The organism is Thermosipho ferrireducens (assembly GCF_017358165.1).
In the GTDB taxonomy this organism is placed as follows: domain Bacteria; phylum Thermotogota; class Thermotogae; order Thermotogales; family Fervidobacteriaceae; genus Thermosipho_B; species Thermosipho_B ferrireducens.
The window spans coordinates 934,330-957,305 of the sequence record NZ_CP071446.1 but is presented as its reverse complement, the minus strand read 5'-3'; the positions used below and the strand labels follow the sequence as shown (position 1 = coordinate 957,305).

The window sequence follows — 22,976 nt, the reverse complement described above, 5'->3', positions numbered from 1 at the left end:
AACGAAAAAACTATATATCATCCTGAACGTCCAGGTAATAATCCACTTTTTCTGTATCTTCAAAGAAAATTCTTGATTCTCTTTCAAAATTTTCTTTTGAATCACTTGCATGAATAAGATTTTTTGTAATGGTTAAAGCAAACTCTCCTCTTACAGTCCCGGCCTCTGCTTTTAAGGGGTCAGTATTACCTATTATATGTCTTACCATTTCAATAACTCTTGGAGCTTCAAGAATCATAGCAACAACAGGTCCGCTTGTAACAAATTCGACTAACTCTTCATAAAATGATTTCCCCTTATGCATTTCATAAAGTCTTTCAGCTTGTTCTTCCGTAAGCCACATCATTTTTAACGCTATTATCTTTATTCCACGTTGTTCGAAACGTTTTATTATTTCACCTATCAAGCCTCTTCTCACAGCATTTGGTTTTAAGAAAACAAACGTTCTTTCCATGTCATCACCTCCGTATATTGATAATTCGTGGACAATGCTTTTAAAACTTCCCACATTTCACCATGGGGATATTTGGTTAATACAAAAATAAAATTATCCTCATAAATTTTCGGAATGTCCTTCACAATATTTAAAGAACCCAAATATTCTGGATAAATTTTACTCTTATATTTTTCGAGATTTTTATGTTCCTGAACAATTGGATATCCTATCAACTTTTCCAACGAAATACCTGAAATTTTGCTGTACAACTCTCTAAACGCTGCATCTATTGCAAAAGTTACCTTAGGATGATCTGGAAAATGCAAATTCAATTTGTCTACAATCCAAAATGCATCTTCATAATCAGCTTTTTCGACAATTGGCCTATACTCTTCTATTGCTCCCATTATTGTCTTATAGTTTTCACCTCTTACCTTCTCGGGAAAAATTGCACCAAGCCCGGAATTATTTCCATCAGTTACTTCTACAACAACGTATTCTCCAAATTCGGAACGAGCCAGATTATAAAAAAACTTCAAATCAATCACCCCTTAACCTTTCCCATAATTGAAGAGTTATCTCCTGAGACACCTGATTTACATATGACAAAAATTCGATCATGGACTGTTGATCAAATGTTTTTAAAAGCGATACCATTTCATTTAAAGAAATTTCTCCTTTTTTAATCTTCTCAACCAGATAATTGTAATCAATATATTTTAAAGGATTGTTTTTTAGAACTTCCACCTTAGTATAGTCCTTACTAACAAAAAATGGAGTAGAACCTATACTTATTTCCCTGGCTATTTTCTTCCATAAAGGTGCTACATCCCTTCCACCAAGTAGATCTCTTCCATCCTTAGATACTATCATAAGCGTTGCCCCATCAGCTCCCATAAACCAGGCAAATTGCGCCGCCGTTCCTGTTTTTCCAACAATATATTTTCCAGGAATATTTGCCCTTATTCCTGTACCCTTTACCACAACTTCTCTAAGAAGCTTTATCATCATTGAACTTGCCTCATAAGCGGATCTTTTCTCAGGAGTAATTACATTTATTATCTTAGGAGAAGCCCTATAATATACCATTCCATCATTGCCTATTATTTCATCAATCATTCTGGGGCTAATTACTATTCCACCGTTTAAAATAGCGGAAAATCCTTTAAAGAGCTCCTCATGACTTGTTTCTAAAGTTCCAAGTGCAAGTGTTAAATCCGGGGGATAATAACCGCTTATCTTTAATTCATTTATCAAAAAATTTCGTATATTATTATCTCCCATCATCAAATATAAATTCACAGAAGGAACATTTTTAGAATGCACAAGAGCATCTTCCAGAGTAACCTGGCCTGTAAAATTTTTTTCAAAGTTTTGTGGAGTCCAATCGCCTATTTTTATAGGCATATCAAACAATTTCGTATCAAGATTATACCCATCAAGTAAGGCTTTATAATAATACAAAGGTTTTATAAGAGAACCAGTTTGCCTGCGACCTTTATTAATTCCTTCACCAAAATAAGCAAGTATTTCTCCTGTTAAATAATTGACCACAAGAACACCATTATTTTCCTCGGAAAACTTTTCTACATAGCTGGTATATTTTTTGTTCAACGTGGTTTTTACAACAAACCCTTTTCTTAAATAATCAAGTGAAAAACCTATATTTTTGAGTTCCTCTATACACCGCCAAAAAACTTGCTCATTGTAAGAAAAATCCGTTACTTTTTTTACATTAACAGAACCAAGTTCATTAACATAATCATCAAATTTCTTATCTGAAATTACCCCCTCGTTTAAAAGTCTTTTTAGAACTATCTTTGCTCTATTGTAATTACCCCTCAACGCTTTAGGATTAAAATTTTCAGGAGATTTTACAGTATTAACAAGTATAGCAATTTCCGGAAGTGTCAATTCACCTGGTTCTTTACCAAAATAATATTTCGCAGCAGTTCCAAAACCGTAAATACCATTTCCCATATAGGCGGTATTAAGATAAAGTTCCAATATTTCATCTTTTGTCCTTATCTTTTCTAAATAAAATGCAACAAAAAACTCTCGAACTTTTCTTTCAATTGTTCTATGCTGGGTTAAATATAAACTTCTGGCAAGCTGTTGAGTTATGGTACTGCCCCCCTGAAGTGTTTTTCTAAATAATGTAACATATATTGCTCTTAAAAAGCCAAGGGTATCTATTCCCATATGATTGTAAAAATCCTCATCTTCCGAAAGAATAAGAGTATTTATCAACTCCTGAGGATATTTAGAGAGGTCGTACCATAAAGCACGAGGAAGGTAAAAAGGCGTACCATCAGAATATTGAATAACCAGACTTGATGGTACCACCGACTCAGGTTCAGGAAGTGAATGAGTAAAATAATAATAGGCACCAAAAAGAGTTATGAACCCAACAAAAATTCCCGTAAAAAAAGCCAACCAGTACTTCATTTTACGCTTAAACTCCTTTAAAAAATGGATTAACTTTGAGCAACTCTTTCAAAGTACAAATATTTTCATGTCCTGGTAATATAACATAATCCGGCGACCATTTTCTAAACAAACCATTTAAACTTCTTATAGTCTCTTCCATTAATTTTTTTGATCCGCCAAGATCACTACGCCCAATAGTATTGCAAAAAACAGTATCGCCTGTAAATACGTAGTTATTAACTCTGATAATTCTCGATCCAATTGTATGTCCCGGAACTTTAATTGTTTCAATATAATCATCTATGTTCTCAATTTTTCCTTCATAAACAAATGGTTGATTGAAAAACTGCGAAAAATTTGCTATCGGATCTTGCAAAAGTTCCCTATCTTCAAGCGAAACAAATACACTTTCAATGTTCAATTCAGATAAACCGAGAATGTGATCAAAATGTCCATGAGTTAACAGTACCACTACCTTTTCTTTCACAAAGTCCCCTATTCCTTTACCTGGGTCTACTACATGCAGCCTGTTTTTGTACTCAAAAATATACGTATTTGTCATAAATATTCCAGAAGTTTTTATTAAATTTAGACCAGGTTTTACAGCATTCAGTTTTTTCAATGTCATATATTCACCTATCTCCTAATAATCAAGGATTTATATTCTCTTTTAAAAATTCACCTATCCTTTTAAAACCTTCAGAAAGAATTTCAATTGAATTTGCAAAAGATAATCTGACAAATCCATTTGCATTAAAAGCACTGCCAGGTACAAGAGCCACAAGCTTCTTTTCAAGAAGTTCCTTACAAAAAGCTTCATCATCTTCAACAGGAGATTTAAAGAAAAGATAAAACGCACCTTTTGGGTTCACAAAATCTAAACCTATTTCTTTTGCTTTTTCTACAGCAAAATTTCTTCTTTTTCGAAATTCCTCAACCATTTTTGAATTGTCTGTAACTGTAGCTTCTATAGCAGCATATTGTGATATCGAATTTGTCGAAGATGTTGTATGACTTTGAAGTTTTGCAATTCTTCTATATACAACCTCATTTTTAGTCGCAACAAAGCCTATTCGCCAGCCAGTCATTGAATATGCTTTTGAAAACGCATTCACATATATTAACAAATCCTCATTCACCATACCGTAAAGTGAAGTAAAACTTCCATCGTACACAAGTGAATCATAAACCTCGTCTGCTATAACAAAAATATTATTTTTATTGGCAATTTCTGCTATCTCTTCTAAAATCTCTTTTGAATAAACTGATCCTGTAGGATTATTTGGTGAGTTTATAAGTATAACCTTAGTTTTATCTGTAAGTTTCGATATTATATCTTCTTTTGTAGGAAGAAAATCATTTTCAAATTTTGTCTCAACAATCACAGGTTCTGCACCAACAAGCATAACCATTGGAATATAACTAACCCACAGCGGGGAAAAGAGAATAATTTCGTCACCTTTATCCAGAATAGACATAATAGAATTAAAAATAGCCTGTTTTCCTCCATTTGTAACAACAATCTCATCATTAGAAAAATAAATACCTTTACCTTTAAGCATTGTAGAAATCGCTTCTCTTAATTCATATATTCCTTTACTATCTGTATATTTTGTAAAATTGTTTTTAAGAGCTTCTTTTGCTTTTTCCTTAATTGGTTCTGGTGTAGGGAAATCCGGTTCGCCTGTTGTTAAATTTATTATATCTTTTCCCTGAGACTTTAATTTCTTAGCAATCGCATTTATTTCTAATGTCTTGGATGTTGGGATGGAATCAATAATATCCACTATAGATACCTCCTTAATAACTTTGCTTTCTTATAAGAAAATATCTTACATACTCTTTATTATCTTTTCCTCGAACACTAATCATCAAACTATTATACTCATTATTAATTACAAAAGGACCGGCTACTATATTATCACCAGCTTTCTTTGAACTTACAATTCCTTTTTCTCTTATATATACAACCTGATTTTTTATATATTCTGGATAAACTATTCGGGCTTTTACATAAAATTTTCCATCTTTCCAATAATAAGGCGTCCCTTCAACAATCAGTGCTTCACGAGATAATATATATCTTACATGCTCCTCTGTTGCCCAATCTTCAAGTAAGGCTTCTCTTGGAATTTCATATGGTGAAATTTCTTTCGTATATGGTCCTGATAGCTGCATAAAAGCAAGTACATACCCATGTTTTTTCAAAATGTTAATCATGTCTTTGTTATAATAACCATAAGGATATGCGTAATATTTTAATCTTGTTCCCATATGCTTCTCCCATATTTCTTCACCTTGTTGCAAATCTTTTTCAAAAAATTCTATAAATTTCTTTCTTCCCAGTTTTTCATAAAACGAAGGAAACTTTTCATGCGAATAGGAATGGTTCCCAAATTCTACTCCCCATTCTTTCATCTCACGTATCATATCCCATGTAAGGTATTCTGAAGAATTTCCCACTCCTTTAAAATAAAGAAAAACAGAAAATGGTACATCATATTTTTTAAACACAGGGAAAGCTTTCGTATAAACCGTAACATATCCATCATCAATTGTAAAAATTACAGCATTTTCTTTTTCTTTACGACCGTAAATATAATCCTCTAAATCTTTGAGTGTCCAGACTTTATATCCAAGCCTCTTAACCATTTTTATGTGAAGCTCAAGCTCAGAAATCCATGTATTAGTCGTGGGATATCTCTCATCATCAAATCTATGATAAATAAAAATCACAATGTTAGAAAATGATGTAAATGATAAGATTATTAACAACAAAAAAAAGATTATACGTCTCATGAATCCACTCCTTTAACTCGCAACTTATCTCTCGATTTTATTATATAATACTCTAACAAAAGCTTCTAAGGCTATAAAACTTTTTTTAACAAACATATACTTAAAAATGTCAAGAACTCTACTTTATGCTGCTAATTTCTCAAAATACAACGTAAATGTCGTTTTTAACTCTTCAACATCTAAAATCTTCATAACACTTACACGAAATTCCCGGGCATTCCTTAGATTCTTAGTGTATCCAGAAACAAATTTCCTGAACTCCACAGCTGCCCTTTCACCGACTTCTTCGTAAAGTAAATCTATGTGCCTCAATATTATTTCCAGGCGTTCAACCAAACCAATTTGATTCTTAGAAAATATCCACGGACTTCCTATCGCTCCTCTTCCTATCAAAACCCCATCAGCTCCTGAAATTTCCTTTGCTATTTTTGCTATTTCAAGAGAGTTAATATCTCCATTTATGTAAAATGGTATATAACCTTCGTTTTTCAACTCCCATGTTGCCTTCCCTGAGTACATTTGCTTTGCTGTTCTTCCATGAACAAAGATTGCATCAGCACCTGCTTCCACCACCGCATTATATATTTTTTCAAACTCATTTTTCTCCCAGCCAAGTCTAACCTTTACAGACACCTTGCAATTGACATTCTTTTTCACTTCATATATTATTTGTTTCAACCTTTTTAAATCCCTTAATAAAGCACTACCCGCCCCTCGTTTTACTATTTTTTTAACAGGACATCCAGCATTTATATCTATCCAGGCACCTTTTCCTTCAACGATTTTCGCAGCTTGAGCCATAATAAAAGGATCAGAACCAAAAATCTGGACAGCCACTTTATCTTTCTCTTCACATCTGGGAAAATATTTATTATTAATTGATATATTTCTCACAACACTATCAGCGCTTATCATTTCAGTAAATGCAAATTGCGCACCATATTCAAAACACAACTTTCTAAAACTCCAATTAGTCACTCCGGCCATAGGAGCTAATCCAATTTCACCGAGCACTTTTTTTATAAACCTCCTCAACAATTGGTATTATACTTTCTGGTACAAAACCATAAACACTAAGCCCTTTTTTCACACGATCACGTATAAACGTGGACGAAATCTGAATAATTGGTAAATCAAGCATATAAATTTTTTCTGCAAGCTCTCCAAGTACTGAATTAGCCCTTTCCACAAGACTCTCATCTTTATAACGAGGATAAACAATCATTATCACTTTTTTCAAAAGTTCCTCATATTTGTACCATTTTTCTATACTCGCCAGAGCATCTTCACCTACAAGATAAAAAATGTTATCAAAAAACTTTTTATAATAATTAACTGTGTTTACAGCATAACTTATCCCACCCAACTTGTATTCGGTATCTACAACTTTTACACCTTTTATTTTTGAAAATGCTATCCGGGCCATCTCATATCGCTTTAAAAATTCTATACTCACTTTTTTATGAGGTGGAGTCGCACTTGGAACAATATGAAATTCCATACCTTTAAACAGTTCTATCACTAAATTTGCAATCATCACATGTCCGTTGTGGGGTGGATTAAACGAGCCACCAAAAATGATTAAACTATTCTCTAAATTCAAAAGCTCTTCCGGCAATCCAAACTGTATCGCCATCTTTTGCACCAGCCTCTTTTAATTTCTGGTCTATACCATTCTTTTGAAGAAGTTCCATAAACTTATCAAATCCATCTCTTTGAGAAAGGTTAAATCTCTTTGCCCATTCTTCCACATATTTACCTCCAACAATAAATTCACCATCTGAATCTCTTTTTATCTCAATAGGAAAACGCTCAGGTAACTTTTTCCAGATTGGTTTAGGCCTTCTTATATGTTCATTTACAATCTTTTTAGTATGCACCAAAACTTTACTTTTTTTCACATGATTATACAATTCATAAAGTACTTCCTTGAGCCCTTCTCCAGTAATTGTACTTGTTGGGTATACCTTTTTCCCGGTTCTGTCAGAAAGCAACTTAACTCTTTCTTTCCATATTGCTTTATCTATAAGATCAATTTTATTGGCTATAATTATTTCTTCTTTTTTCGCTAAATTTTCGCTAAAATATTCCAGCTCTTTTCTTATATCAAAATAATCTTCTATGGGATCTCTACCTTCATAGCCTGAAATATCCACAATATGAGCTATAACAGAACACCTTTCCACATGCCTTAAAAAGAGATTTCCAAGTCCAACTCCCTGACTGGCCCCCTTTATAAGGCCTGGGATATCAGCTATTACAAATTGAGTATCCTCAACTTCGACAACTCCAAGGTTCGGTATCAGAGTTGTAAACGGATATTCTGCTATTTTCGGTTTCGCATTACTCACACGAGCTATAAAAGAACTTTTACCAACATTAGGATACCCAACAAGTCCTACATCAGCTAAAAGCTTTAGTTCTAATATAAGATTCTTCTCTTCACCTTCTGCCCCCTTTTCAGCAATTCTTGGGGCTTGCATTGTAGAACTTTTAAAGTGAACGTTACCCCTACCACCTCGGCCACCTCTTGCTACACAAACTACCATGCCAGGGGTGTCCATATCTGCTATAATTTTTCCCGTACTTTCCTCTATCACAATAGTACCAACTGGAACATCAATAATCACATCTTCACCATTTCTTCCATGCATCTTCTTTCCCATACCATTTTTTCCATTTTCTGCTATATACTTTCTTTTCTCTGCTAAAGTCAACAAAGTGGAAAGATTTGGATTAGCCCTTAAAAAAACATAACCACCATTTCCGCCATCGCCACCATCTGGCCCACCTTTTGGAACATATTTTTCATGTCTAAAACTTACAGCTCCGTCTCCGCCTTTTCCAGCTCTCACATAAATTTTAACCCTATCTATAAAATCCGCTCTTTTCATATAATCACCTCTACATAGTATTTTACCATCAAAACAAAAAATCCCCCTATTTCGGGGGAATTCTTTAACTGGAGCCAACGGAGGGACTCGAACCCTCAACCTACGCATTACGAATGCGCCGCTCTACCGATTGAGCTACGTTGGCAACTAATATCCCAATACATTGTTTATTTTAACAACATCAATATACATTGTCAATATTATTAGCGAGGTTACCTCTTCCCCATGTCATTCCGAACCCGAAGGGTGAGGAATCTTATAATTGACGGGGTTAGCGAGATTGGCGAGATTGGCGAGATTGGCGAGTTTAGCGAAGTTAGCGAGGGTTGGCAAAAACAAGATCCCTCGTCACTTCGTTCCTCGGGATGACAAAAAAAGAGAATGTCATTCCAAAGAGCAAGAAGGCAAGGAATTCTTCCTCTGTGTCATTCCGAACCCGAAGGGTGAGGAATCTTAAATAATAAAATTAACAGGTTATCTTCATATCACCCTCGTTCACCATCCGTTAACATTTTATATCTAAACCAGCATAAATAAACAATCACGCTTTCTTAACATTGTAAAGTTTAAGTAAACGAGTGAAAAATGGTGAAAAACAGCCAATTTTATCGGGACAAAAAACACACGTAAAGGCGCATAAATAAACGACTTTACTTTTAATTAACTTCTTTCTAATCGGAATGTAACTTTTCGCAAAGCCTTATATTATATAATTTCTTACGGGTTTAGCTTCTACCTATAAGGAATGAAAACTTATAGAGTAGCTTATCTCTGTCAAAAAAACTTTCACTGTTGTTTAGCTTCTACCTATAAGGAATGAAAACTCAACTTTTTCTACATCAATTGCTTCATCGCTAACCAGTTTAGCTTCTACCTATAAGGAATGAAAACGATCTTGCAAGGCGTTTTTTACTATTGCCGACACAATTAGTTTAGCTTCTACCTATAAGGAATGAAAACCAAGACTTCCATCTTGGAGAAACCAAATTTCATCAAATCCTGTTTAGCTTCTACCTATAAGGAATGAAAACTCCCGGGGACAAAATTCCTATCATCGATAATGGTAATTTTGTTTAGCTTCTACCTATAAGGAATGAAAACAAATCTTCAACTATTCTTAAGTCTTGATAGCTTAAATCTTCTGTTTAGCTTCTACCTATAAGGAATGAAAACTTTTCTTATAACTTTTAACAATTTTGACGGTAATTTACGTGTTTAGCTTCTACCTATAAGGAATGAAAACTTGTTTCTTGTTAACTCACACTCCTTGTACTTTGCGGCTTTTCTGTTTAGCTTCTACCTATAAGGAATGAAAACGATGTGTTGTAAGGATGGGTAAGGGGGGAATAAAAAAGCGAATGACAAATGACAATTGATGAGGGAGTAGGATGTAAAGGATGGGGAGTGACGGGGACGATGGGTGGGGATAATGGGCGGAGATGTCGGATTATGGGTGAGGAGGGCCCCCCTTTTTGTTTAGCTTCTATCAATGAAGAGTGCAAGTATATTTATAGAAGAAGAATAATATTTATCAGTCACCGGTAATAAGTCAAGAGCAAAAAGAGAAAAAGGCAAAATTGTAACAAAAGGTACAAAAGGTCATTGAAAGATTAGTTTGACACATGGGTTGTTTCAAAAGGTTTGTAAGGGACGTTGTTTTTAAGCATATAGTAGATACTTCTTACAAGTTTTCTAGCAGTAAGTACAACAGCAGCTTTGTGAGCTTTACCTTCATTTCGTTTGGATTTGTAGTAATCTCTAAGCACAGGATCGAATCTAATAGCACTTGAAGCTGCCTGGTAGAGATAATAACGTAAATACTTATTACCTTTCTTAGAGAGTGACTTGTGGTTATTAACCACTTTACCAGAATCGTTTAAATCCCAGCGAAGGCCAGCGTATGAGGCTAACTTAGAATGGGATTTAAAGCGATTAATATCAACTATCTCTGAAATAATAGAAACAGCAAGGACAACAGATATACCTGGGATAGTATGGAGAGTAGTATTGAGTCTATCAAAATAAAACTTAAGCTGTTTATCAATGGATTTAATCTGACTTTTTAAGAGTTTAACTCTGTCAAAGGTTAGAGAAATAGTAAAATTAGCGGTATTAAAATCATTTAAAGTAGAGCGATAAACCTTAGAGATAATACTTTTAAGTTTTTTAGTAAAGTCAATATTAAGTCTTTTTTTGGAAAGAGAAGAGACAATATCGAACAATTCATCAATGGACATATTAACAATATCCTCAGCAGAATAATCGGATAAGATATTGAGTAAAGTATTGGACAAATTAAGATTAGAAGAAAGACCGGGGAAATAAGAAGAAATAAGATTAGCAAGATAAGTTTTTTCTTTAACAAGCTGAGAAGAAAGATAAAATCTAAACCTGGTAAGTTCTTTAAGAGAAATAAAAAAAGACTCATTTGGAAGAAAAGGAACGAGTTTTTCAGGAAACTTTAGAGCAACTTTTTGAATAAGGATAGCATCCAGTTTGTCAGTTTTAGGAAGATTAAGAATCTTTCTGGTTTTGGAAACATCAAATGGAGAAACATAAAAAAGATTCTTAAAACCATGAGAGAAAAGAAAACCAAAAAGATTCTTGGAATAAACACCAGTAGATTCAAGAACAAAAGAAGTAGACTTATCTGGGAATAAAGAAACAAGAGATTCATAACCATCGATAGAGTTTGGAAGGATGCCTTTTAAGGAGTTATTAAAAAAGAAAGAAAAAAAGTCTTTGGAAATATCAATACCAACAAAAGACATAAAAAACACATCCTTTCAAATAAAATCCAACTCTGGGTATGAAGGCAAAAGACTCTCGCACTATGTAGGAGCTCAAAGCTCATTCACCGAGTAACAATTCAACCTTCATACCAAAGTTAGTCAGACTAAACCAGGCACTTACGTGCAAGGAGGGACTGAATTACTTTAGTTATATGATAACTCAGAGTTGGATTGATTTGCAAATTTCTCAACAACATTATACACGAGGAGGGATGAGTACTTGTGGAGTTTAAAGAGGTTAAGTTAAGTTTAATAATATCCTGGTTAAGAAGTTATTACAAATTAAACATTCGAAAGGAATATTTGTTAAATAACTATAGTGATGAAGAGCTAGAAATTATTTTTAAATTTTTTTACCATATGTTTGGTGGAGGAAGGTGGTAGGTAGTCTATGGAAAAGAAAATTGTGAAAATTGAAAAAGATATACTAGAAAAAGTTGTGTATGCTTTATTTAAGACGCGGGATATAGAAGTTGACAAAGGTTATTTGAAAAATTGTACAGGCGAAGAACTGCTCATAATTTTAAAATTTTGTAACATTATTGAACCATATGTTCCAGATGAAGATTATTATTATTAAGTAATAGTAAGTTAAATTGGATTTAAAAATATAAAGAGAGGTGTTTGTAATGGAAAAAAACCCGGACATTAAGAATAAACAAAAGTTAGTAGATGTTGATATCGATGAAATACGTCATGTTATTCGCGAAATAACAAAGTATTTAGGTTATGAGGTTGGGAAATTTAGTATAAAAAGTCTTTTTAATGAGTATGAACTTAAAGTTATTTTAAAATTTCTGGTGAATCTTCCTACATTTAAATGATTCTATCTATTGTTGATTGACCTACCTTTGGCTTTGTAAGAATTTTGTTTATTGCAATAAAATTAATAGAGGTGAATTAATTTGATGGAGAAAAGCCAATTAATAAATTATATAAATGAAAAATTAAAAAGGTTAGGGTATGTATTCCGCCCTTACCCAGAAAGTTTTACGTATGAAGAATTAAACTTTATTTTTGATATTTTTAAAAAAGGGAGGATAAGAAAGATAGAAAATATTAAATTTTTGTATTATATAGTTCCTATTGAAAATTTGGAAAATATCATAAAATCTGGTAAAATAGAATGCAGAAACAATGTTTTAAAAAAAGGAAAAAGAATAAATGACCCATCTGATAAAAATGTGCAAAAGCGAAGGGCAGAGAAGTACATATATAGGAAATATAATATCCATAACTTTGTAGGATTATATATTAATCCACGAAATGCTATGTTGTATAGATATATTGTAAAAAAAGTAAATTTTGCTGTTTTACAAATTTCAAATAGGATTTTGGAGGATTTCAGACATATTTTTTATTCATATAAAAATGCGTCGGCTTCTGATGCGCAAATAAGTGAAAATCCCAGGATGATTAATTTAAACATAAAAAAAATAATGAGCGATTCCTGGAAAAATGATGATAATTTAAAAAAGATAATACAATCTGAAGTTTTGGTCTTAGGTTATGTACCTTTAAAATATGTAAAAAGAATATTTGTAAAAGATGCAAATTTAGGTAAAGTTAAAAGTATTTTGAAGCGATATCCCTATAAAATACCTGTTGAAACGAAATGTTATCACATAAAAGATTTGTTTTTTGAATCATGGTTGAGGAGTGACTAACATGATTGAATTATCACCTTATTCTGTGTTTGAACATGTCGATATTGCTGATGCTATAATTAATACCATAAATACAAAAGGGTATATGGGAAAAGGTTTAGCATTAGAATTTGCTTTGAGGTTTCCAGAAATGAATGAAGAGTATAAAAAGTTATGCCAGAAAAATGAAATAAAACCTGGCGGAATATTTAAATCAGAGCAAAATATTTCTTATTATAGTTCTTTAGCTCCAGAAAAGCGTAGTAAAAAGAAAATATTAATATATAACATGGCAACTAAAGATGATTATAAATTACCTTCAAAGTATGAGTGGATAGAAAAAGGTTTGAAAGAACTATTAAAATTTATAAATGAAGATAAAGTAAGAACAATTGTAATTCCAAAATTAGGAGCTGGTTTAGGAAAGCTCAAGTGGGATAAGGTTGAAGAATTAATAGTACGTTATTTACATGCTTTAAATCTAAAAATTGTTATAGCACTTGACCTGTATAGTGGTCCTGTTGAAAATTATGCAATAAAAAAAGTAGAAAATAAATTGTTTTTAAAAGATACTTTGTTTGAAAAGAAAATAGGTGTAAAAATAGAGAGATTCAGAGACTTGATGAAATTAGAAGGAATTGGCAAGAAAAAATACTCTAAATTGCTTAATGAGTGTTTCTAAAAAATAAATAAGGTTGGTAAAAAAACAAGATCCTTCGCTACGCTCAGGATAACAAAAAAGGTTGACATTCCAAGGAGCGTAAAAGGCAAGGGATCCCCCTCCCCCGTCATTCCGAGGAGCATATGTGACGAGGAATTTAACCCATCCCTGTCATTCCGAGGAGCTCAGCGACGAGGAATCTTATAACTGGCGAGGCTCCCCCTTCTCCATGTCATTCCGAATCCGAAGGGTGAGGAATCTTAAATAATAAAATTAACAGGTTATCTTCATATCACCCTCGTTCACCATCCGTTAACATTTTATATCTAAACCAGCATAAATAAACAATCACGCTTTCTTAACAGTGTAAAGTTTAAGTAAACGAGTGAAAAATGGTGAAAAACAGCCAATTTTATCGGGACAAAAAACGCACGTAAAGGCGCATAAATAAACGACTTTACTTTTAATTAACTTCTTTCTAATCGGAATGTAACTTTTCGCAAAGCCTTATATTATATAATTTCTTACGGGTTTAGCTTCTACCTATAAGGAATGAAAACTCCGCTGTAATCTGAGTAGCTTTGCTGCGATATGTTGAGTTTAGCTTCTACCTATAAGGAATGAAAACTTATTTGATACCCGTGTCAATGTAACTGTTAGTTTTCGTTTAGCTTCTACCTATAAGGAATGAAAACAAATGATTATCTGTTTCTATCTCAATCCCCGAAGAGAAAAGTTTAGCTTCTACCTATAAGGAATGAAAACCTATACGGGAGAAAAATTACTTCGAAGTAATCAAATGTTTGTTTAGCTTCTACCTATAAGGAATGAAAACCTCTATCACGTCACGTGCGTATTGCTGGGTGTAATAATAGTTTAGCTTCTACCTATAAGGAATGAAAACTCACCTCCTCCCATTTAACTAAATTGGGTGAGAGGGTACATGTTTAGCTTCTACCTATAAGGAATGAAAACAAATTTCTGTCATCAACAATTATTACTTTTCTAAACATAAAGTTTAGCTTCTACCTATAAGGAATGAAAACCATTCTACTTCTGCATGCCCAGTTCTAAAAACAACAATAAGTTTAGCTTCTACCTATAAGGAATGAAAACCTATTCTGTGCGTGACCCCTAATTCTTTAAGAACATATTTGATGGTTTAGCTTCTACCTATAAGGAATGAAAACCCAAATTTGACGTTATCTGTAATTAATGTTCTCAACATACGTTTAGCTTCTACCTATAAGGAATGAAAACTCATAATCCTGCTCGATGCTGTCAATACTCTTAATAAAATTCAGTTTAGCTTCTACCTATAAGGAATGAAAACTCAAGTTTTTCGTATTTAATGTTGTTTTCTTCCAAAAGTTTAGCTTCTACCTATAAGGAATGAAAACCTTGGTCTAATATCCAGACCAATATTAGCTATTAATTCGTTTAGCTTCTACCTATAAGGAATGAAAACTAAATTAAAACCCGCGGATTAAACCGCGGGTTTGTTTGTATTTAGTTTATTATTTACAAAAAGTAAAAACTAAGATTTATGTTATTGCATAGTATATTCAATTTATAAACTACATATTCCCTCAACTATTTATTATACCTGTTAGTACACTTACCTGTCTTTTTCACAACACTTTTTTATAGTTTTAATCCTTTGAACCAGATAAAATATCTATATTTTTAACAGCAAGTTTTTTGTGATGATCTTCAGCGTCGTGTTTAATTATATCTAAAGTTATATATTCGTTTTCAAAATTTGCCTCAGGCTCTTCATTCCACAAAATAGTCTTCTGTTTTGTCTTTTTGTTTTTTGTTAAAAAGTAATAACCGGAGTCTTTTGTAAATAAAACACTATAACCATCAATAAAATTTTTACCTTCCCAGAGAATTTCATAATTTTGTTTTTTCATAAAATTCGCTCCTTTCTTTTTTCGTTTTTAAGAAATTACTGAATTGTGTTTGGAATTTTCCTATAAATAACAAACCATCTTTTTATGTATTCTACCATTTAAAATTACTGGATATTCCTTTTGAAAGTAGAAACTGCTGGTGATAAATTTTATTCCTTATTTTGTTATCTGTCAGAAATAGGTGTTATTGTTCGTTGTTTATATTAGAAGCGTTAATTGTGAAAAAGGCAGTAAAAAGTTATCAATATGTTTTAGGTTGAAAGGGGGTGATTTTTAAAATAATTTTTTATTTATTTTGTTGAGGCTGAAAATAATTTTCTGATAGCAGGAGGTGACATTTTGGCGAAGCAGTTTTTGGTGTTTGCTTTATTAGTAATTACCAGTGTTATTTTGTTTTCAAGTTCTATAGAAATTGTTGCTTTAAATCTTAACCCATTTACAGATTTTAGTAGTATCAATTTTATCGGTGAATTAAGAGTTACTTTATCTAATGTTTATTTTGGCGTTTCAAAAGACTTAGCTGATATGACTGGCTCGGATACAACTTTTGTAGGAGGATTTTATTATAAAGATAGTTTTAGTGGGATACTTTATGATTTTGGTTTAAGTTATACGACAACATCAATGGATCTATCTCTATCTTATTCGGACTTTAGTATGAATTATTCAATTTTTGGTTTTGGTGTGGAAATAAACTATGAAAATGTATTTGCTTATTTAGGTTATGGAATTATAAATGGAGAGGCCAGTTTTGAATATTTCTATTCAACTTATACCGTGGATATTTCTGGGAATACTTATAATCTAACGGCAGGTTACACATATTGGCTTAATAATTATACGAAAGGATTTTACATAAAACCCTATGTTACTTTTAACTATACTTCTATAAGGTTTGAGTATTCAGATGAAGCTGCGGAGACTAAAGATGGAAGTATGGGAGTTGGCTTAACTTTAGGTTATTCTTTTTAGTTAGTTACTTTTTGGGGGAGAGTAATCTCCCCAATTTTTTTATTTTTTATGTCAGAAATTTTTTAATTTTTTCGTATTTATTTATTGGTAGGAGGTGAGAAAGAATGTATGTAATAATGATTTATGATGTCAATACTAAAAGGGTAGCAAAGGTTTTAAGAATTGCAAGAAAATATTTAAGATGGGTGCAAAAGTCTGTGCTTGAAGGGATGATCACTGAAAAAAATTATAAAGAACTTCGTGAAAAGATAAGGAAAATAATTTCAGAAGAAGATTCAGTGTACTGGTACATTTTAAACCCGGAATTTGTACCTTATAGAAAAGTAATAGGAGATTTTAAACCAAATGTCTCTAATTTTGTGTAAGGAGGGAGCAAATGGAAACATTATATATTTTTACAGATGGCGAGTTAAAAAGAAAAAATAGTGCTTTGTACTTGATCCCTTTGAAAAAGAGTGAAAAAGCTATATTTATTCCATTAAAAAGTTTTTCCTCGATTATGGTGTTTTCTGAAGTAACCATGAATAAACGTTTTTTAGATTTGTTATCAAAAGAGGGTATTCCAATATTTTTTTACAATTACTATGGGAATTTTTTAGGAAGTTTTTATCCACGAGAAATTAACAAAACAGGCGAAATGCTTATTCTTCAATTTAATCATTATATGGATATAAAGCGTAGACTTGAAATTGCAAAATCTATTTTAGAAGCAGCTGTGGATAATATGTTGTATGTTCTTAAAAACTATAAAAAATTAGTACAACGAGAGATAAATTATGTAAAAAAATTGAAAGGTACATTTGAAAGACAAAAGAATATAGCAGCGTTAATGGCTATAGAAGGAAATATTCGAAAAACTTATTATAAAGCTATTGGAAAAATAGTAGGAAAAAAAGATTTTGAATTTGAAGAAAGAAGAAAGAATCCTCCAAAAGATGAAGTAAATGCATTGATAAGTTTTGGAAATACCATTTTGTATAACATTGTGTTAGCTGAAATATATAAAACTTCGCTTGAACCAAGTATAAGTTTTTTACACGAGCCAAATAAACGAAAATTCTCATTACAGCTTGATATAGCGGAAATTTTTAAACCAATTATTGTTGATAAAGTAATATTAAAAGTGATAAATTCAAATGTCATAAAGAAAGAAGATTTTGAGGAAGTGAAGAACGGTGTTTATTTATCCGGGAAAGGGAAAAAGAAGTTCGTTGAAGAATTTGAAAAAAGACTTGAGCATAAAGTAACTCTATATAATGACAACAAGGTATCTTTTAAAACAGTAATTTTGCATGAATGTTATAAACTTATCAGGCATCTTAAAGGAGAGGAAAAATTTAAAGGATTCCGTTTGGGAGAGTGATAGATATTAAGTACGTATTGGTTGTGTATGATATTAACGAAAAAAGAGTGAATAAAATTCACAAAATTTTGAAAAAGTACATTATCTGGCAGCAAAATTCTACTTTTGAAGGATATATAACACAATCTAACATAAAAAAGATGATAGGGGAAATAAAGAGGAAAATAAATCCAGAAGAAGATAATATTGTCATTTATTTTTTTAATTCGAAAAATGTGATAAAAAAAGAGGTTGATGGGACAGAAAAATGGAATGTTTCAAGTAATATTTTATAATTAGAAACGTATATGTTATAATATATCAGGAATGTTACGGAATTAATTATAAAACTTGGAGGTTTTTTAATGCGGAAACTTATCGAAGATATTTTCGTTAAGCCTGAGTACAAGGAGCTCTATAAAACCTCTATAGGCTTTATAGAAGATTTAAAATCATTTTCTAAAGAATTAAAAATCGGTGATGGGCTGTGGAATTCTAAACAAGGAGAGCGTGAAAAAAGGCCAGTTATAGTTGAAAATTCCGGCAATAACTGTAAAATTATGTTTTTATCAACCAAAAACTATTCAAAGATTAAAGTAGATATATGGAACGATTGTAATATTTCAAGTGATGAATTTTGCAAGTTCCAACAAAAACCGTCTTATGTGTTTGAATATAATCATAGGTATGTATTTTTAATACCAAAAGAACTTTTGAAAAGATTTTTCACACGTTGCGGGGTATGTAAGAAATGTATAAAAGACTTCCTGTTGAGGTGGTATTGAAGTGAAAAAAGATCTGTCAAACTATATAAATAACAATATTTTAACTGAAAGGTTTTTAGAAACGATTCAAAATATAGTTAGCAAAATTGTACATACTAACCCTTATTATCTAAAAACTTTACTTGGGAAATATGGAAACAAAGATTCAATAATTGATGAAATAACAAATAATATTTTAATTAAAATAAAGGAAAAAAAAGATCTTTTCTTAAAATGTGAAAAAGGAATTGAAGGGTATTTATATACAATGATAAAAAATCATATAGTTGATATTTTAAGAAAATCTCGTGAAACTTACTCATTGGATAAAGAAATTTACGATGGTGAGGAAAACATGCAAGAACGTTTCATATATGATATAGGAAATGTTAACCCTGAAAGTGAAATAATTGCAGAAGCGTTTGTTGAGGAACTTAATCAGATGAATATTCAACATTTATGTTATTATTTTTATAAATCTATGTACTCTAAAGAAATATTGTTTAAAGAAAAATCGGCAAGCGCGAAATATAAAATTGTTGAAAGAATAAAGAAAAAACTTAGAGAATTAGTTTTAGAAAGTGGAATATCGGAAATAGAGTTTTCCATAGCGATACGCAAATTTATGTCAGAAACGTGTGAAAAGATACGTAATGATAATATGGAAAGAAATTAAAAAATCAGGAGGTTATCATGAGCTTTCTAAAAGATGAATTTGAATTATACAAGCAATTTAATCTGGAAAAAGTAGAGGAAAATTACAAGTTCAAGGAAATTAAAAGTAATACACTAAAAATAGGAGATATATTTGTTATATATACAACACATTTTCCAATATATGGAATTGTTGCAGAAAAAATAGGTGAAATGTACGAATGTATTTATTTAACACCAGAACTTTTCCTGGCAAGTCCTCTTGCCAAAAGAATCGAATTGGATCATCTGGTAAGTATAGTAGCAATTACGCACATTAGGTTTTATGTATTTAAAGATTTTGCTGAAAAGCACTGCGAAGTGATTAAAAATGAAAAGGAAAAGTTGAAGGACATAATTGAAAATTCAACAAAGCTGAACAATGAATTTTATACAGGTTACAGAAAGAAGTTCTTTGAGATCGAAGTTAAGAAATTGAGTAAATTATTTGAAATCTTTTTCGAAAGAATGGAAAAAATAATAATTCAAGAGGAAACAAAAAATAATATTGTGATCTTATCTGTTTCTGAAGAATTAAAAAGTGGATTGAACAAAGAACGGTTGGTTGCCGCAACTGAGGGAATTAGAGGATATAATTTCCTTGCTATTTTTGAAGGGGAAGTTTTAAAGATCTATCCAGAAGATGAATTTGTAGGAAAACAAGGAAAAATAGTGTTCAAAGATGAAGTTTTATATGAAGGAAAGCTACCAAAAACAATAATTGTCGAGAACATTGCAGATTTAGATAATGAAACAATTAGAAAAAATCTCAAGATTATAAGGGAGGGTTAGAGTTGTATTCTGAATTTATGAGAGACGATCCAATAGCTTTTGTAAAACTTTTTAAAGGCGATCAAATAACTTTTCAGGAAGCTGTAGAAACTTATTTAAATGCAGGTGATTTTTTTGGAAAAGAATATGTTTTTTTTGAAATAGTTAAAAAACTTGTCAATTATAAAAATAAGGCAATTGCACTTAATTTCTTAGTAAAGCTCATGACTGATGAAGAAATCGCGGTTGATATGTATAGAAATAAATTTACCGAAGTTATGTTCCCTATAGTTGGAAATAGTAATGGAAAAATTGTTAGAGCTCTTGTATTTGAAACAACAAAAACATATGTTAATATTCCAGAGCTTTATGAGGAGATAAAGGATATAGAAAAAATAGTTAATAAGACCCTGGGAGTCATATTTGATGATGAATTTTCAGGTAAGTCGTATATGCTGGCGGTGACAATAGGTGCACTTGTAAATAAACTTCCAGATAATATAGCATTTTCTGGAGAAGTTATTGAAAATGGAAAAGTAAAAAGCAATGTAAGCCATATTGAGTTGAAGCAAAAGATATGTGAAGAATCTGGGATAAAGTTGATTAGTGCTCTTGATATAAATGACGTTTACGAATTAAAAGACTTTTTTGAAGCAAAAAAATACCATGTACCAGTTTTACTTGTATTCAAAGAGCTTGATCAAGATTATATAGAAGCTTCATACGAAAGACTTAAAGAAGCAGTGGCAAGGAAATACCCTTTGAAATATGTAAATATTTTTGAAAAGATATTTGATATAAAGAAAATCTATGTGTCAAAAAGTATAAAAAAAGATGAGTGGGAAAATTCACTAAAAAAAGCAAAAGAAGTTTTATTCGACATTATTTCCAAAAGAGGAGTTCCACATGTAGCAATGATTGGTCCTGTTGCAATGGCGATGGCTTTAGGAATAGCATTAGGTCCACACAACCCGGTAGTTTTTTATCATGGACAAACAGAATATTATCCAGTTTTAGATTTGACTGATAATATTAGGAAAATAAAAACAATAAGAAATGATTATAAACAAATTAATTACTCCATAAAAGGCTCTGGTAAAAATTGTGCTTTTGTTATTTATTTAGCTTCTCATAGTCCAAGAAAAGATGCAGAGCTGTTTATTGAGAAAAATAAACTAAATGCAAAAATGGTTTTTATAGAATACCAGCATGGGAAAGGAAATATTAAGATAGACGATTGGTCAGATATAGTATCTGAAATGATGAGTGTAACTCAAAATGTGAAATCAAAATATGAGTGTGCAAGAAATTATTTTTTTATGAGTTGCCCTTTACCTATTGCGTTTGGATTTGGTATGGCTTATGGAGATTTTTCAAAAGGAATAATATATCAATACGATAAAAACGAAGGGGGATACATTGAAGCATTTAAAATTGAAGATATAAGGGGGTAATTGATTGTGAACATATTAATTTGTTCTCTGGGAAATATAAGGCAGTATAAAGAAGACATTGTTTACACTATACATCATGATGATAAAGAAAAAAATGGACATTTTCTGCAGAAATTATTGATAGATTTTTTTGATATCAGTTTAACAAGTATTTTCTTATTGGACACTCTTTCCAAAATAAATAATGATTATGGCGAAATGTGCAAGGAATTAAAGAAGGAATATAAAGAATATTTTCTCAAAAAAGCAAATGAAAAGACGGATAAAAAAGTAAATGCTCAAGATGTTGATGTTCACATAATTCCAGGAGTAGGAGTTTATCAAAATTGTCATTTTATGGGAAATGTGACAGACGCGTATTTTTTAGCATTATATGAAATGTATAAGATATTCACTTCAAAAGAAATTATAAAATCGAAAGAATTGAAAGTCATTTTTGATATTAGCCTGGGCATTAATTATCAATCAAATATTTTATATAGAGCACTAAATGAAATACTTGGAGTAATAGCATATTTTAAACCTGTGAAACTTGTTGTAGTAAATTCAGAACCTGTGTTTTCTACAAATACACCAAATATTCACATTATCGAAGAAAAAGACATAGTGCAAAACGTCATTTTTGAATCTGAAGTTAAAAAAAGGGTTTCAAATCCATATAGTAAACTTCCAAAAGAAATGAAAATTGAAGTTAATAAAAGAGTTTTTTCAAAGCTTGGTGAAATCATAGAAACGAGAAAAGAAGCAGTTAGAAATACCCTCGAAAATTCACATCTTTTTCTAAAATCAATTTATTACGGTCTCCCACTTCTGTTTATCATCGTTCATAAGAAAATAAAGTATAAAGGATTTATTGATCAAATTATAAACCTATTTAGAGAATTCATTGAGGTAAAAAATAATGAGGAAGTGTGTGAAGTTCTTAGAAAATTAGAATTATCCAGTGGGTTAAAAGATATAATATTCTCTCAATTGTTTATGGAGCACTTTGAAGAACTGTTTGGAAAAATTGAAACCGAAAAAATTCTATTTAGTAAGTTGAAGGAAATGATTAATTTCATCTGGAAAATCAAAGATAATTTAGGTAAATCACAGGTTTCTTCTTTTTTAAATAAAGAGATTAAAGAGCTTGAAAAAAACTTTCCTTATATAAAAGATGGAGAAGAGATGATATATGATTATAACAAAATAAAAATGCTTGCTCAAGGTAAAAATACTGAGGGTTTTAACAAAACAGAAAATACAAAAGTTAAAAACTCTGATTTTGACGAGAAAAGAAATTTCCTTGCTCATTCAGGTATGTCCAGTAAAACATTCAAAATATTAAAGGAAAACTCTGAAGTTTTTATAATCCCAGATGTTAAGAAAATACTTGGTTTAGCACGTTAGAAGAGATGTTGCTGAGA

General features: G+C 31.4%; 24 protein-coding genes, 1 tRNA gene and 2 CRISPR repeat arrays. Of the genes, 13 read left to right on the top strand and 12 right to left on the bottom strand.

Going from position 1 to position 22,976, the window contains the following annotated elements:
* Positions 1-10: 10 nt before the first annotated feature.
* The 11 genes from ndk to JYK00_RS04680 form a co-directional block, all read right to left on the bottom strand.
* Entirely contained in the window at positions 11-454 is a 444-nt protein-coding gene (gene ndk / locus JYK00_RS04730; protein WP_207567533.1) for a nucleoside-diphosphate kinase, read from the bottom strand.
* Positions 430-975 carry a hypothetical protein gene (locus JYK00_RS04725; RefSeq protein ID WP_207567532.1) on the bottom strand — a complete coding sequence of 182 codons (546 nt, stop codon included), beginning with the start codon at positions 973-975 and terminating at the stop codon, positions 430-432. The genes ndk and JYK00_RS04725 overlap by 25 nt, the downstream gene beginning before the upstream one ends.
* 1 nt (position 976) lies before the next feature.
* Positions 977-2,884 carry a transglycosylase domain-containing protein gene (locus JYK00_RS04720; protein ID WP_207567531.1) on the bottom strand — a complete coding sequence of 636 codons (1,908 nt, stop codon included), beginning with the start codon at positions 2,882-2,884 and terminating at the stop codon, positions 977-979.
* Positions 2,885-2,891: 7 nt separating this feature from the next.
* Entirely contained in the window at positions 2,892-3,494 is a 603-nt protein-coding gene (locus JYK00_RS04715) for an MBL fold metallo-hydrolase (RefSeq protein ID WP_207567530.1), read from the bottom strand.
* Positions 3,495-3,516: 22 nt separating this feature from the next.
* Positions 3,517-4,653 (bottom strand): aspartate aminotransferase, encoded by a 1,137-nt coding sequence (gene aspC / locus JYK00_RS04710; RefSeq protein WP_207567529.1) that lies wholly within the window; start codon positions 4,651-4,653, stop codon positions 3,517-3,519.
* A gap of 13 nt (positions 4,654-4,666) precedes the next feature.
* A complete protein-coding gene (locus JYK00_RS04705) occupies positions 4,667-5,665 on the bottom strand; it encodes a polysaccharide deacetylase family protein (RefSeq protein ID WP_207567528.1) in 999 nt (332 codons plus the stop codon).
* 123 nt (positions 5,666-5,788) lie between these two features.
* Entirely contained in the window at positions 5,789-6,679 is an 891-nt protein-coding gene (locus JYK00_RS04700) for a tRNA dihydrouridine synthase (protein WP_207567527.1), read from the bottom strand.
* Positions 6,669-7,301, bottom strand: a complete 633-nt coding sequence (gene nadD, locus JYK00_RS04695) for a nicotinate (nicotinamide) nucleotide adenylyltransferase (protein WP_207567526.1) — start codon at positions 7,299-7,301, stop codon at positions 6,669-6,671. Before nadD ends, JYK00_RS04700 begins: the two co-directional genes overlap by 11 nt.
* The gene (obgE, locus tag JYK00_RS04690) at positions 7,252-8,559 is read right to left on the bottom strand and encodes a GTPase ObgE (protein ID WP_207567525.1); all 1,308 of its coding nucleotides are present in this window, start codon (positions 8,557-8,559) and stop codon (positions 7,252-7,254) included. Before obgE ends, nadD begins: the two co-directional genes overlap by 50 nt.
* Before the next feature lie 69 nt (positions 8,560-8,628).
* Positions 8,629-8,704: transfer RNA gene (locus JYK00_RS04685), tRNA-Thr, on the bottom strand.
* Positions 8,705-9,282: 578 nt separating this feature from the next.
* A CRISPR array of direct repeats spans positions 9,283-9,876; the repeat unit is 30 nt; unit sequence GTTTAGCTTCTACCTATAAGGAATGAAAAC.
* A 293-nt stretch (positions 9,877-10,169) separates the two neighbouring features.
* The gene (locus JYK00_RS04680) at positions 10,170-11,330 is read right to left on the bottom strand and encodes an IS110 family RNA-guided transposase (protein WP_207567524.1); all 1,161 of its coding nucleotides are present in this window, start codon (positions 11,328-11,330) and stop codon (positions 10,170-10,172) included.
* Positions 11,331-11,742: 412 nt separating this feature from the next.
* On the opposite strand from JYK00_RS04680, the gene JYK00_RS04675 reads away from it, so the two are divergent.
* The 4 genes from JYK00_RS04675 (at position 11,743) to JYK00_RS04660 (ending at position 13,679) form a co-directional block, all read left to right on the top strand.
* A complete protein-coding gene (locus JYK00_RS04675; protein WP_207567523.1) occupies positions 11,743-11,931 on the top strand; it encodes a hypothetical protein in 189 nt (62 codons plus the stop codon).
* A 49-nt stretch (positions 11,932-11,980) separates the two neighbouring features.
* Positions 11,981-12,175 carry a hypothetical protein gene (locus JYK00_RS04670; protein ID WP_207567522.1) on the top strand — a complete coding sequence of 65 codons (195 nt, stop codon included), beginning with the start codon at positions 11,981-11,983 and terminating at the stop codon, positions 12,173-12,175.
* Positions 12,176-12,259: 84 nt separating this feature from the next.
* Positions 12,260-13,018: a DUF4433 domain-containing protein gene (locus tag JYK00_RS04665; protein ID WP_228288222.1), complete on the top strand. Its 759-nt coding sequence runs from the start codon at positions 12,260-12,262 to the stop codon at positions 13,016-13,018.
* Between the two features lies 1 nt (position 13,019).
* Positions 13,020-13,679 carry a macro domain-containing protein gene (locus JYK00_RS04660; RefSeq protein WP_207567520.1) on the top strand — a complete coding sequence of 220 codons (660 nt, stop codon included), beginning with the start codon at positions 13,020-13,022 and terminating at the stop codon, positions 13,677-13,679.
* A gap of 509 nt (positions 13,680-14,188) precedes the next feature.
* Positions 14,189-15,126: a CRISPR direct-repeat array (repeat unit 30 nt; unit sequence GTTTAGCTTCTACCTATAAGGAATGAAAAC).
* Between the two features lie 184 nt (positions 15,127-15,310).
* On the opposite strand, the gene JYK00_RS04655 is transcribed toward JYK00_RS04660, so the two are convergent.
* Positions 15,311-15,574, bottom strand: a complete 264-nt coding sequence (locus tag JYK00_RS04655; protein ID WP_207567519.1) for a hypothetical protein — start codon at positions 15,572-15,574, stop codon at positions 15,311-15,313.
* A gap of 339 nt (positions 15,575-15,913) precedes the next feature.
* Between JYK00_RS04655 and JYK00_RS04650 the strand changes: the two genes are divergently transcribed.
* The 9 genes from JYK00_RS04650 to csx1 all read left to right on the top strand — a co-directional run bounded on the left by JYK00_RS04650 (position 15,914) and on the right by csx1 (position 22,959).
* Positions 15,914-16,546, top strand: coding sequence for a hypothetical protein (locus JYK00_RS04650; RefSeq protein ID WP_207567518.1), 633 nt, complete (start codon positions 15,914-15,916; stop codon positions 16,544-16,546).
* 104 nt (positions 16,547-16,650) lie between these two features.
* On the top strand, positions 16,651-16,911 hold the full coding sequence (cas2, locus tag JYK00_RS04645) for a CRISPR-associated endonuclease Cas2 (RefSeq protein ID WP_207567517.1): 261 nt from the start codon (positions 16,651-16,653) through the stop codon (positions 16,909-16,911).
* An 11-nt stretch (positions 16,912-16,922) separates the two neighbouring features.
* Positions 16,923-17,909, top strand: a complete 987-nt coding sequence (gene cas1b, locus JYK00_RS04640) for a type I-B CRISPR-associated endonuclease Cas1b (protein WP_207567516.1) — start codon at positions 16,923-16,925, stop codon at positions 17,907-17,909.
* On the top strand, positions 17,906-18,184 hold the full coding sequence (cas2, locus tag JYK00_RS04635; RefSeq protein ID WP_207567515.1) for a CRISPR-associated endonuclease Cas2: 279 nt from the start codon (positions 17,906-17,908) through the stop codon (positions 18,182-18,184). The genes cas1b and cas2 (JYK00_RS04635) overlap by 4 nt, the downstream gene beginning before the upstream one ends.
* Before the next feature lie 69 nt (positions 18,185-18,253).
* Positions 18,254-18,673, top strand: coding sequence for a hypothetical protein (locus JYK00_RS04630; protein ID WP_207567514.1), 420 nt, complete (start codon positions 18,254-18,256; stop codon positions 18,671-18,673).
* Between the two features lies 1 nt (position 18,674).
* Positions 18,675-19,328 (top strand): sigma-70 RNA polymerase sigma factor region 4 domain-containing protein, encoded by a 654-nt coding sequence (locus JYK00_RS04625; RefSeq protein WP_207567513.1) that lies wholly within the window; start codon positions 18,675-18,677, stop codon positions 19,326-19,328.
* Between the two features lie 17 nt (positions 19,329-19,345).
* Positions 19,346-20,137 carry a hypothetical protein gene (locus JYK00_RS04620; protein WP_207567512.1) on the top strand — a complete coding sequence of 264 codons (792 nt, stop codon included), beginning with the start codon at positions 19,346-19,348 and terminating at the stop codon, positions 20,135-20,137.
* A 2-nt stretch (positions 20,138-20,139) separates the two neighbouring features.
* A complete protein-coding gene (locus tag JYK00_RS04615; protein WP_228288211.1) occupies positions 20,140-21,570 on the top strand; it encodes an SAVED domain-containing protein in 1,431 nt (476 codons plus the stop codon).
* A 6-nt stretch (positions 21,571-21,576) separates the two neighbouring features.
* Positions 21,577-22,959, top strand: a complete 1,383-nt coding sequence (gene csx1 / locus JYK00_RS04610; RefSeq protein ID WP_207567511.1) for a CRISPR-associated CARF protein Csx1 — start codon at positions 21,577-21,579, stop codon at positions 22,957-22,959.
* Positions 22,960-22,976 lie beyond the last annotated feature (17 nt).

Bases quoted from the DNA above. Each gene is read 5' to 3' on its own strand.
- ndk (WP_207567533.1), bottom strand. From the start codon at position 454: ATGGAAAGAACGTTTGTTTTCTTAAAACCAAATGCTGTGAGAAGAGGC.
- JYK00_RS04720 (WP_207567531.1), bottom strand. From the start codon at position 2,884: ATGAAGTACTGGTTGGCTTTTTTTACGGGAATTTTTGTTGGGTTCATA.
- JYK00_RS04715 (WP_207567530.1), bottom strand. From the start codon at position 3,494: ATGACATTGAAAAAACTGAATGCTGTAAAACCTGGTCTAAATTTAATA.
- JYK00_RS04705 (WP_207567528.1), bottom strand. From the start codon at position 5,665: ATGAGACGTATAATCTTTTTTTTGTTGTTAATAATCTTATCATTTACA.
- nadD (WP_207567526.1), bottom strand. From the start codon at position 7,301: ATGGCGATACAGTTTGGATTGCCGGAAGAGCTTTTGAATTTAGAGAAT.
- obgE (WP_207567525.1), bottom strand. From the start codon at position 8,559: ATGAAAAGAGCGGATTTTATAGATAGGGTTAAAATTTATGTGAGAGCT.
- JYK00_RS04680 (WP_207567524.1), bottom strand. From the start codon at position 11,330: ATGTCTTTTGTTGGTATTGATATTTCCAAAGACTTTTTTTCTTTCTTT.
- JYK00_RS04675 (WP_207567523.1), top strand. From the start codon at position 11,743: ATGGAAAAGAAAATTGTGAAAATTGAAAAAGATATACTAGAAAAAGTT.
- JYK00_RS04670 (WP_207567522.1), top strand. From the start codon at position 11,981: ATGGAAAAAAACCCGGACATTAAGAATAAACAAAAGTTAGTAGATGTT.
- JYK00_RS04665 (WP_228288222.1), top strand. From the start codon at position 12,260: ATGGAGAAAAGCCAATTAATAAATTATATAAATGAAAAATTAAAAAGG.
- JYK00_RS04660 (WP_207567520.1), top strand. From the start codon at position 13,020: ATGATTGAATTATCACCTTATTCTGTGTTTGAACATGTCGATATTGCT.
- JYK00_RS04655 (WP_207567519.1), bottom strand. From the start codon at position 15,574: ATGAAAAAACAAAATTATGAAATTCTCTGGGAAGGTAAAAATTTTATT.
- cas2 (WP_207567517.1), top strand. From the start codon at position 16,651: ATGTATGTAATAATGATTTATGATGTCAATACTAAAAGGGTAGCAAAG.
- cas1b (WP_207567516.1), top strand. From the start codon at position 16,923: ATGGAAACATTATATATTTTTACAGATGGCGAGTTAAAAAGAAAAAAT.
- JYK00_RS04630 (WP_207567514.1), top strand. From the start codon at position 18,254: ATGCGGAAACTTATCGAAGATATTTTCGTTAAGCCTGAGTACAAGGAG.
- JYK00_RS04620 (WP_207567512.1), top strand. From the start codon at position 19,346: ATGAGCTTTCTAAAAGATGAATTTGAATTATACAAGCAATTTAATCTG.